At 53.4% G+C, this 10,314-nt stretch carries 12 protein-coding genes and 1 tRNA gene; 1 reads left to right on the forward strand and 12 read right to left on the reverse strand.

All coding sequences use genetic code 11. The features are described from left to right. Window positions 1–66 precede the first annotated feature (66 nt). The 12 genes from M0R70_14685 to M0R70_14740 all read right to left on the reverse strand — a co-directional run bounded on the left by M0R70_14685 (window position 67) and on the right by M0R70_14740 (window position 9,171). Window positions 67–222 carry a hypothetical protein gene (locus tag M0R70_14685; protein MCK9420615.1) on the reverse strand — a complete coding sequence of 52 codons (156 nt, stop codon included), beginning with the start codon at window positions 220–222 and terminating at the stop codon, window positions 67–69. Next, window positions 219–1,640, reverse strand: coding sequence for an AAA family ATPase (locus M0R70_14690; protein MCK9420616.1), 1,422 nt, complete (start codon window positions 1,638–1,640; stop codon window positions 219–221). Before M0R70_14690 ends, M0R70_14685 begins: the two co-directional genes overlap by 4 nt. Then, entirely contained in the window at window positions 1,633–2,658 is a 1,026-nt protein-coding gene (locus tag M0R70_14695) for a DUF4373 domain-containing protein (protein MCK9420617.1), read from the reverse strand. The genes M0R70_14690 and M0R70_14695 overlap by 8 nt, the downstream gene beginning before the upstream one ends. Window positions 2,659–2,705: 47 nt before the next feature. Next, window positions 2,706–3,245: a hypothetical protein gene (locus M0R70_14700; GenBank protein ID MCK9420618.1), complete on the reverse strand. Its 540-nt coding sequence runs from the start codon at window positions 3,243–3,245 to the stop codon at window positions 2,706–2,708. Window positions 3,246–3,510: 265 nt separating this feature from the next. Next, complete coding sequence (locus M0R70_14705) at window positions 3,511–3,675, reverse strand: hypothetical protein (GenBank protein MCK9420619.1); 165 nt, start codon at window positions 3,673–3,675, stop codon at window positions 3,511–3,513. A gap of 8 nt (window positions 3,676–3,683) precedes the next feature. Continuing rightward, complete coding sequence (locus M0R70_14710; protein MCK9420620.1) at window positions 3,684–4,202, reverse strand: hypothetical protein; 519 nt, start codon at window positions 4,200–4,202, stop codon at window positions 3,684–3,686. Continuing rightward, window positions 4,186–4,647 (reverse strand): hypothetical protein, encoded by a 462-nt coding sequence (locus tag M0R70_14715; GenBank protein ID MCK9420621.1) that lies wholly within the window; start codon window positions 4,645–4,647, stop codon window positions 4,186–4,188. The genes M0R70_14710 and M0R70_14715 overlap by 17 nt, the downstream gene beginning before the upstream one ends. 257 nt (window positions 4,648–4,904) lie before the next feature. Then, window positions 4,905–5,174, reverse strand: coding sequence for a hypothetical protein (locus M0R70_14720; protein ID MCK9420622.1), 270 nt, complete (start codon window positions 5,172–5,174; stop codon window positions 4,905–4,907). A 97-nt stretch (window positions 5,175–5,271) separates the two neighbouring features. Further along, a complete protein-coding gene (locus M0R70_14725; GenBank protein ID MCK9420623.1) occupies window positions 5,272–6,024 on the reverse strand; it encodes a hypothetical protein in 753 nt (250 codons plus the stop codon). A gap of 119 nt (window positions 6,025–6,143) precedes the next feature. Continuing rightward, window positions 6,144–6,971: a hypothetical protein gene (locus tag M0R70_14730; GenBank protein MCK9420624.1), complete on the reverse strand. Its 828-nt coding sequence runs from the start codon at window positions 6,969–6,971 to the stop codon at window positions 6,144–6,146. Window positions 6,972–6,991: 20 nt separating this feature from the next. Continuing rightward, window positions 6,992–7,192, reverse strand: coding sequence for a hypothetical protein (locus M0R70_14735; protein MCK9420625.1), 201 nt, complete (start codon window positions 7,190–7,192; stop codon window positions 6,992–6,994). 1,903 nt (window positions 7,193–9,095) lie between these two features. After that, a tRNA-Ala gene (locus M0R70_14740) sits at window positions 9,096–9,171 on the reverse strand. Between the two features lie 392 nt (window positions 9,172–9,563). Here M0R70_14740 and M0R70_14745 point away from each other — a divergent pair. Beyond that, window positions 9,564–10,314: hypothetical protein (locus M0R70_14745; GenBank protein MCK9420626.1), on the forward strand; the 751-nt coding region annotated here is incomplete at its 3' end.

Consider the following 10,314-nt stretch of genomic DNA (forward strand, 5'->3'; position numbering starts at 1 on the left):
GCGGTCATCCTATGCGTCCCAAAGGGTATTTATCCGTATTCAAACGCCGGTCGCGCGTGGGCCGATTTAATCAAAGCCCTTATAGCCCCCAGAGGACGGGCCGCGAGAAATCATATAAGCTTCAATTACTGTTTCGATCTTGTCGACCGTTTTGCGTAGCGACAAAAGCGCCGCCTGCGTGTGAAGCAGCTTCTTACTCAACTCTATTTCTGTCGCTGTCATTCGACCCCGCCCGGCGCATCTGAAAAGGTTGTGGTGCGGCCATTCCACTGAAGTTCCACCGTGCCTGTTCCTTCCATCCGCCCTTTGTCGACAATGATCTCCGCCTTACCGCGCCGGTCGCAGAGACAGGCCGCCTGCTTCGGACACTTGCAGTTGTAGACCTCGTCGCGATACACGAACATGATCACGTCGGCGTCGTATTCTATCGAGCCGCTATCGCGCAGGTCCGATTTATTAGGCCGCTTGTCAGGCCTGCCGGCGAGAGAACGGTTCAAGGATGAGATAACAAGGTTTGGGACTTGATGTTGCGCGACCTTTCGTTTGTGCATGTGAGATATCTTTGAGACCTCCTGCTCGCGCGTGCCCTCGTGGTTTTCACAGCGTTCAAGCTGAAGATAGTCACAGACGATCAGCTTTACCCCGAGACGCTGCACCATGTCGTCAATCACCCTTTCGATCTGGCGATCGTGAAAAGCGGCGAAGGCGTAATAAATCGGCAAAGGGTGCAGCACACCCGCGGCGTGTGCAAGCTTCGTCCAGTCGGCATCATGAAGCGTTCCGGCAAGAAGCCGGGAGAGCGGCACGTCTGACGCGCTCGACAAGTCACGTAAGCCAATTTGTCCCGCCCCCATCTCAAGGCTTATGACGCCGACGCTTCCGGGTCCGCTCGTACGGCTCGCCTCTGGAAGTGCGCCCCATTCGGTCATGAGATGACTTGCCGCGTTTCGCACCACCTGTGCCGCGAAGGCCGTTTTCCCCATGCCGGATGCCCCGGCCAGCACGTAAAACTGCGGCTGGAGACCGTGGAGTTTCTGATCCAGGCCACGGAAGCCCGTGGGGATCCCAGCGAATTTTCCGGAGTTTGAGAGGTTGACCCTTTTTTCTACCTCGTTATAACTGAGATTGATGATCTCGCTGTATCTCATGATCATGTCGCCTTCATGCCTACGGACGGCGTTGAGTGTGTCAACACAGCCCGCAACAATCGCGTCGGGATTAGGCCGCGCGCCGCCCGCAAGGCCGTATACCTCCGACTGAGCCGCCCGAAGGGCGCGATCAATAGCGCGAAGCTGCGCGGCCTCTATGACGAGTCTTTCATGAGACCGAAAATTCGCAGCGGTGGGCACATATGCCACGAGTGAGGCGGGATATGACATGCCGCCCACAGCGTCATAATATTTCGTCTGCCTGAATTCAGGCATGATAGTGATCAGGTCCACTGATTCGCCGCGCTCGGATAATCGCTGCATGAGCGCGAAGAGGTCCCGGTGTACGTCCTTATAAAAATCCTCAGGCCGCACCCTCGCGGTACCGATCACAGAGGGTTCGATGAGGCAAGCGCCCAGGACCATCATCTCTGCATCGATATTCTGCGGCGGAAGGCGCGTCAGCGCTATATCGTCGGCCGTTTTATTCATTCATCACCTGCACCATCGGAATTTTTCCTGATTCCAGTTTTTCCTGATACGTCGCCTCGCTCTCGAATGACAGGCGGTCCCTCGGCTTTATCTTGATTTCTCCGGATGCTGCCTTGCGCTTGAACTCCGCTTGAGCGCGTTCATCCTCGTCAGCCTCGGCCTTCCAGGAGTGATCTTGACTGGAAGGCGGCGAGTGCCCTAAAGGTTCCTCTGGCTTCTGAAAGCGCTTCCACAACTTCGACAAGAATCTCATCGGAAAGCATAATGCGCCGTCCCGAACCTCCGCGCTCGCAGCGTAATGCCGTACTGCCGCAAGCCACTGGTTCCACATTGCCGGGGATCGTGTCCACGTCGCACGGCAAGCGTCTTCGTCGTCAAACCTGCCGCCCCTGAGCGGCATGAGAGATCTGAACTGCTGCCAGGTGTGATCGGCAAGGGCGCAGGGATCGGGAGTTGGGACAGGAGGATCGTGGGGTTTAGGCTCTGGGGTTTCCGAATCTGAACCACGCGCGCCTTCTCTCTCCTTTCCTGTCCTATCCTGTCCTGTCCTTTGTGGTATTTCCGCGTCGGGAATGGTACTTGACCTGGTATTCCCGCTGCCGAAATCCCCCTGTTGTGTACCTGAACCCGCATTCCCGCCGCCGAAATCCGGTTTTTGGGGTATTCCCGCCGCCCTCTTCTTATAAAGGTGTGTCAAATTATCAACAAGGTTCTGAGACCAGACGACGCGGTTGCTCACCCAGAGCTCTTTATCGATAGCTTCGAGCTTTGCGAGGAGGTCCAGAATGTCGTTGCAGGTCTCCGCTGAAAGGCGGGTCCGGGCCTGCAAGAATTCCCAGGTGTCCGCCTGGTTGACGTCCAGATAATGGCCATGCCTCGATCCGAGCAGCTCAAGCAGCTTGAACCAGAAGGCATAGCCGTCGTTGCCGTACCGCTGCTCCACAATGAACAGGGTCTGGCCGTGCTTGCACATATGGGGAAAGTAGTCTACTTGCTGTAATTTGGGAGACCGTGACATATCTTATTCGAACCTCTCACGCTTAATATATTCGCTTGAATGTGCTCTTAAATTGTAAGTCTCGATTGCAGCGACTCAAACCACGCCGCTTTGCATTCATCGCTACAGAACGGCGGCCCATCAGCCGGCAGCGATGCGCCGCACTTTTTACAAGTGCGAACATCGCACGAGGGTTCCGCTACCGCGCCGGATCCTTTTCCGGATTGCGCGGGCGGGGGCTGACGCTGACCCAAAAGGACGTGAATGCCTTCTTGGTTCACCGTCCATCGAGGGGACCACCCGGGGGCGGCTAAGAGCCGATATCGATGCCGCCCGTCTTGCCAGGGATACCGATCACCCCGCCACATTTCAGCCTCGGAAACAACATAGCCGAGCTCGCGATTGACCCGCGCCCGAAGCTCGCCGATATTCGTGGAAACGTTCAGCATGACTTTTCCGGACGCGGCGAAGTCGTATGCCCGAATGGCGATCTCCTGGGCGGAGAGCGGGTATGCGGCCTCTTTCAGGACCTCGATGATCCGCGTAAGCCGGGCGCTCCGGTCCACGCGACCGGCGTTGATGTGTCCCTGACATGGTTTGTCTTTCATGGGTGTGTTGTGGTGTTCGGTTTTGTGAGCGTATTCAAGCGAACACTATAATAAATATTTAAAAGCCCCCCGGCGCGGTAAGAATTCTTTTGAACGTGTACCCGCCCGCGCCGGGGGAGGCACCTTGTAATGCCGCGAACCCTAGCGGCGAGCGCTTCTCGCGGGAAAGCCCGTAAAAGCGTCGGGCATGGCGCCGGGGGGCCTGCCGACAGGGTGTTTCTTCTCTGCTTCGCATGTTCAGCGGCGCTGGGCATTATTCCGTCCCTCAATGACATTGTGCGGGTGCGCTGTCTTCAGCCTTTAAAGCATCCATCGCTTCTATAAACTCCTCTAGCTCTTTAGTGCCCGCGAGCAACATGAAGCTGGTGCCGTCGTCGTCTTCGCACTCGAACCAGACCTTTTTAATTTGCATCACTTGTTCATTTTCCATCGCGCCTCCTATGTGATCTCTTTCATTTCGCCGCCTTTGCTTGCTTCGGCAAGCGCCCCAGCGACCGCGCTATCCATGTTTCCCATTTCATCCTTCAGCATGGATTCAAACGTGGCGCGGAACTGTAAACGCGGCCGCAGTGTCACAGACCTTACTTTTGCGACAATAGTGCCTCTTGTTCCGGGGAGCCGTCCCTTCCGGTTGAAAATGTACAGCCACTTCCCATTTTTTGGGGTGATCGTTCCGCCGGTCTCGTGCATCATGAGTTTGCCGCTGATCCTCGATACCATTGAGAGGCTTTTTAAACTATCGCCCACGACATAGAATTGAAAATGCCGGCTGTTCTTCAGCGTCTTTGCGCCGAACCAGTTGATGCCCGGCGGGCCGCTCATGCGTTCGCGTGCGAGCTTGCTTTTGAACCTGTCAGCGAAGTCCTCCAGCTGCTGGCGAACAGCTGTATACGTCAGACCCGGAAGAGACTCGAGCGTTTTGCCGACGTTCTGTTTTATTTCAAAAACCATTTTCATGATTTACACCCTCCTTGTCATCGATAAGGTCAAGATTGCCTTGCCCATAAAACTTCACGAAACCCTTTTGATGCACATAGGCCACAAAATGCCGAACAGCAAGCGCAAGATCGAAATGCCCATGAGAAAGGGGAGGCGGGATGACACCCCTTCTCACCAAGTACGAAACCTGGCCTTGCGTGAGTCCAAAACAATGTGAAAGATCGGCAATGGTACAGGGCAGCTCCGCAGTGGCGCGCCACTCGCCGAGATGCGCGATGTACATGGAGAGACAACGAACAACGTCGTAGCCCCCGGGCCGGGCTTTTGCAATGATGCCCTCTTTCGCAAGCTGCTGGACTCGTCGTGGCGTCAAGTTCATGAACCGCGCCAAAACATTCACGGACCCGAGCAGCCCGGGCGTCATTGTGAGTCGCGCTGTCTCATGACCGTCATTATTCGGCATTTTTCTCCTTAAATTCAATAAACGAAGCGAAAAGCGTGTTTTTCCACTATTATCTAGCCTATTTGTGCGCTTCTTTAGATCCGCATACGCGGGGACCGTGGAAGGACCCGCGTTTTTTTGGGCGCTGCCGCAGATGGACATAGACTCGCTCTTCTATCCGATCATCTTCTGACGTGCGCTTGTAAAAGCGTGCGGCAGAAACCTATAGGGAGCGCTGCCCACTGTCTTAGCTTCTCCTTGTGTGGCTACTGCGTATATTATCGAGTCGGTGCCCCCGCAGATTTTGTTGTAAACATCAGCGTTCTTATCAGCCGTATAGACTCAAGTACGTCTCTAGAGCCAATTGGGGTGTTATCAGCTAAGGCCTGCAGCGCACGCCGATACTCGCCAGTTTCAGCTTCAAGGTTGAACGATACCCGACCATCCGGCATTTTTTGAGGTGTGATTGTGAAGTGAAAGGAAGGGAGCTTACGGAGAATTCCAACGAGTTCTGGTTTTTCTTGGACGTGTATTTCTGTTTTCATCATCGGCCTCCTGAATCGTTATCAGTATGGCCTGATGATAATCAATCTTGTAGTAATTGGCTATGGTGTGAAATGCGGGTATTTCACACCCAAAATCATATCATCGTTTTCTGCGCGGTAATATTTTCAATTCTTCTTCGGATAAAACATTACAGAACTTCTGCATAAACTTGCTTTTGTTATCTCTAATCCATTGATCATGGATGATTTTTACGTCCTCGATTTTATCCGCATCTTCAAAATGCGTATGCCATTTTTTATTCCATTTATCTTTAATCGTAGTATCGCTGATTTTATTAATTCCTATCCATGTCTTATTGAATACGGCATCGGGAATGCTTTCTAAAAATCGCGCTACGATAGAGGCGGCCTGGTCCGGTGAATAGCCTAGGCGCGTTAACCAATAAACATCCCTCATAAGCATCTCATCCCGCTGGTCATCCAAAAGCGGCTTAAATGCCCCTCCTTTTTTACCAACACCTTTCAAGCCAAGGACGCTGTCAAGGTCAATCAGTCCAAGTTTATCATGATACTTCTCGAATGCATTTGCAAAGAAGTCTATAACCCACATAGGTGGGTAGACTTTTAAGTCACGGGCAAGTAAAAATGCCTCAATGGCCAATACCGGATTACCATTTTTCACAAACCCCGATCTCTTACATTTTAACGCGATAAGTTCTTCAGAATTTTGTTGGATTATGTCGGTCTCGGACAACATCCAGGATGGAAAATTATCTTTGTCGTAGATAAAAGCATCAGGTGGGTATGGGATAAAAACATCTATCTTGAAATCATCATTGTCGTCTGGTGTCGATTTAGTAGTAGTCTTTTTCTTAATTATTTTTTTCTTCATCAGAATCAGGACCTCTCTAAGGTCTCTCCAAAGTTAAAGCGGTGAAATCCGGTGAAGTGCCGGACTTATCAGGAGCTACCCTATCACCGCCCTTGTTGCCTCACGCGTTACTTGCTATACTATTGCAGCGCAATAATCAGTATGAACAAAATTACACACATGACACTTATCTGATTCAAGCAACCGCCAGACTTCTTTTGTCCTGGCTTAGACAGGCCGATCTTAACCCCGTTCTTTACTTTCTTTAGGTAATCAAAACCGGCACCAAGTGGTACTGTCGGCACTTCATTCGGCGATCGGCCGCCATAGTCACCGGCATCTCTTTTCCAAAGCTCCCAAGCCAAACCCCGAGCAGGATCCTCCTCGTACCACTGGTCCATCCAATTACTCACGCCTTCAACACCGGCCTTTAAAAGATCGGTTCGATTCCAGAATCTCAGAACCATTTGCTGTCTCAATGTTGGACGAGAATCAAGCAACTTCTCGATGATTTCCGATGCGCCTATTTTTGTTGCGTCCACCGGACAAGACCCGCCAAGGTCGCGAATATATTTAATCTGCTTATCAGTAGCTTTATTTGCTTCGGCGAATCGTGCATCGCTTGCCGCAGCATCAGCGTCGGCAATTTTTGCTTTTGCTCTTTCTCGTTCAGTAATAGGCAGCACACGCAAAATGGCTTTTTGGAGAAGTATTACTTCACCATCAGAAACAGCGCCATCAGCCAAAATGCCTTCCACTTCTTCCCGCAAGAAATGTATTCCCGGCAAAGTTGTGTTGGAGACATTGGTCGCCAGCCATGCTTCGAGAAGTTTTACTTCCTGATCTGTCAATCTGCCGTCAGACAAGGTTCGCTCGAGTAATTCAAGCAAGGCCTGACCCTCCGATGTTCCTAAACCCTTTTTTGTGAGTGTTACCGGCGAGCGATTTCCAGCTTTAATTTCTGCCATAGATACCTCCGCGTGACAAGTTATTGCTGCGCTGCTTTATCAGCGAGAGCAATACAATTCAACAAAAGCCTTATCGTTTCACTTGGGATCTTAGTGCCGGCTTCAAGCATCCAGATATAATTACCGCTTACGCCGAGACGTGCGCCGAATACTGCCTGAGTAAGTTCAAGAGAGACACGGAGATTTTTGATATCCTTAGAGGTCCACCGTTTATTTTTCATGTACGCGAGTATACTAACAGGGTTAGAAGTTGTCAAGAAGATAAATAGTGTTAAATATCATCCTACTCCCTTTAATTTAAGTGTTCTGACTCCACAAACTTTAACGGTAACTGCGGATCAGCCGGAAACAAGCTCGCAAGGGCGCACCCCCCACAAGCCGCACACTCCGGGCCAACCTCACACCAGCCGGAAGAGCCGACAACGTTATTGAGAACTTCAGTAACCATCTTTATGAAATACCCTCCTTTGACTTCTGAGTGTGTTTTGTAATCCAAAAACAAAACCTGAACCCGCGCCCTCAACAGCACAGGGGCAGCGGGGTCGGGAGAAAAAATCCGACTGCGATTCACTTGGCTTTTCAGGACGTGCGCCAAGAAGGAGATGCGGTCGGCATGACAGTGTGTCTTTTCCTGGCATGACGACTGCGCTTCTTGCACGGCATGAAAAGTCGCAGGCGGGCAGTTGACGTTATCCGAGGGGAGCCCAGAGAGGGCGGACGGGAGCGAGGCGAAGTCTGTCGATCGAAGGAGGGCGCGAGAGTTGCTAGTCATTGCAAAGCGAGTGACCGAAGGAGTGAGGCAGTCTTCGCCTCGCGGGTGGGCGGGAGATCGAGCGAGGGCGTGAGCGCTGCTGGGTCACGCAGGGCTCATGACCGAGCGGAAAGACGGGCGGGCTGGTGCCGGAGCGAAGCAGAGGCACGAGCTCGAGACCACGGAGCAACGGGCGTTCGCTTTGCGATTTATGCTGCAAAGCAAATGACAGTGCGACCCCGGGGGTTCGGGGGTGAAGCCCGGCATGGTCTGGTTGGCGCGCCGTTGTTGTTTGCGCCAACCAGGCTTGCCTATTTAAGCGTAACCCCTGAGGGGTGCTGTTGACGTGTTGCCTCCGGCGCAAAACGGTCCCCGCGCCGGGGGTCGGGGCACGTAGCCCGAAGGGTGAGGGAGGGTCGGCCCGAAACCGCAACTCCCCCTAAGAGAGCCCCTACCCCCCTGGGAGTTCCAAAGAGGGGGGGATGCCGGGGGGTTGGGGGGTCCAGGGGGGAGGGGGTCGGCGGGGGGTGCGGCGTAGTGCCCCGGAGCTGTTGGTTTATCGTCGGTGCCTTCGAGCTGGGCGTCGGGTGAGATCGGTCGCGGAGCGGCGGCGCATCCGGTGTCCAGCGAGTTCGTCGGTGGCGATACCAGGCGGCGGGAATATAGGCGGTTTGCATCGTTCTTGGTTCTATCAAGGCACACAGTGGCCGATCAGCCGCAGGAAGGAGTCCCCTGCCTTGCTGCGGATGTCCGGCCTCCGATTGCGATGTGTGCGGTCTTTGCCGTACCTTGGCGAAGTCCGCGTTTACACAGAGCCGTCTCTGTCGTTAAATAGAAAGATGCGAGGCGAAGGCAGGACGGCGTACGGAACTGAGCGTATCTGGCGAAGCGCATCGGAGCGGATGTGTGCGGAGTGCGCGGAGCCAATCGGCGGAGCGAAGTGGAGAAGCCGTGGTGACTGAGCCGAGCCTCCTTATGCGAAGCGGTGCGCTCTGCGACGGTGTGTGGCGCAGTGCGCGTTTGAGCGGAGCGGGTTTTTTTGCCGTTTGTTTGTGCCGTTGGTTTTGCGAGCGCACCCCAGCGAGCACCATGATGATCATAGTGCCCCCCCGGCGCGGGAAATATTCTTTTGAACGTGTAACCAGCCCGCGCCGAGGGGGGCGCTCCGCGATGCCGCCGTACTCGGCGGCGAGCTTTTCGCGGGAAAGCCCGTAAAAGCGTCGGGCATGGCGCCGGGGGGGCTTGCCGACAAGGGTCTACCTTCTCGTGCCGCTGCCGGTCTCGGCACATTTTGTGTACCTTTTGTGTACCAACGTTCTGGATATTTCGGGGAATTAAGGGCTTGATTTGAAAGAGAATGGAGTGTATAAAATTGGTGGACGAGAAGGGGATCGAACCCTCGGCCCCCGCATTGCGAACGCGGTGCTCTCCCAGCTGAGCTACTCGCCCACTTTGGTCACAAGGTAACAATTTAATCTATCAGACGAAATAAATCAAGAAAAATCCTCTTTGGTCAATCCTCTGTCCGGCAATCAAGAAGAACACAGAGGGTGGTGCCCCGGCGTCTCCCTTCGCCATGCTTGCATACTCTATGAATCCGGCTGTTGGTGCGTGTTTGAACACGTGAATATAGTTCAGACCTCCATGGCCTTCTTACCCCGCCTGTGCTATATTTAACCAGGAGGACCTTCACGAGCAGTGGGATAATCTGTCTGGAAGATAAGACACATAGGATATTGTATCTTAATCAGTGGCGGCGCTTGTTCAGCACCAGCCGTCTCGTTGACAAAAAAGTGGCCTTGCCGAAAAAGGACAGGCAAACACGTCCATCGGGAGATTGAATGAGATTCACCGCAAAACTCATCTCAGCTTTTGTGCTCACTGCCCTGATCCCCGTCGCTCTGCTGGGATATCTGAGTTACAGTTCCGCGAAGGACGCCCTGCAAAAGCAGGCCCTCGAGGATTTGACCCTCATTACCGATGCCAGGGAAGGCCAGCTCTACTCATTTTTTGAGCTCAACAAAGGCCGGGTCGCGGACTTCTCGTCCGACGGCTTCATCCGCGATACCACGGAAGCCCTGCTCACCCTTGATGCGCACGATCCGCGCTTTGCGAAACTGCAAAAATCACTGAACACCCATTTGAAACGCAATAAAATGCCGCTTGACAAAAGCATCCGTCTGATCTCCGTCCTTGGCATGAACGGAAAGGTGATCGCCTCAACCGATGAGCGCGAGATAGGCAGCGACGAATCAGAGCATGTGCCTGCCGTTCTTGGCGAAGATAACGTCTTCATAGGCGATGTGCATTTCGGGAGCCATGGTGGAGTATCGGACTACCCCTATCACATGCACGCCGCAGCGCGCATCACCGGGAGGGATACAGGCGCCCGGTTGGGCGTGATCATCAATTTTTATGACACGCTTGAACTGAACAAAATACTCTCCGGGAAATTTCAGATGGACAAGGGCGCGCTTACGAGTTTGCCCGGCAGGAGAAAAACGCTCGACATTTATCTCGTAAACAGAAACAAGCTTCTCATTACGCCCTCACGAGACGGTGGTGAACTCATGCAGCAAAAGGTTGAAACGG

The organism is Nitrospirota bacterium, assembly GCA_023229435.1.
Lineage (GTDB): Bacteria > Nitrospirota > UBA9217 > UBA9217 > UBA9217 > JALNZF01.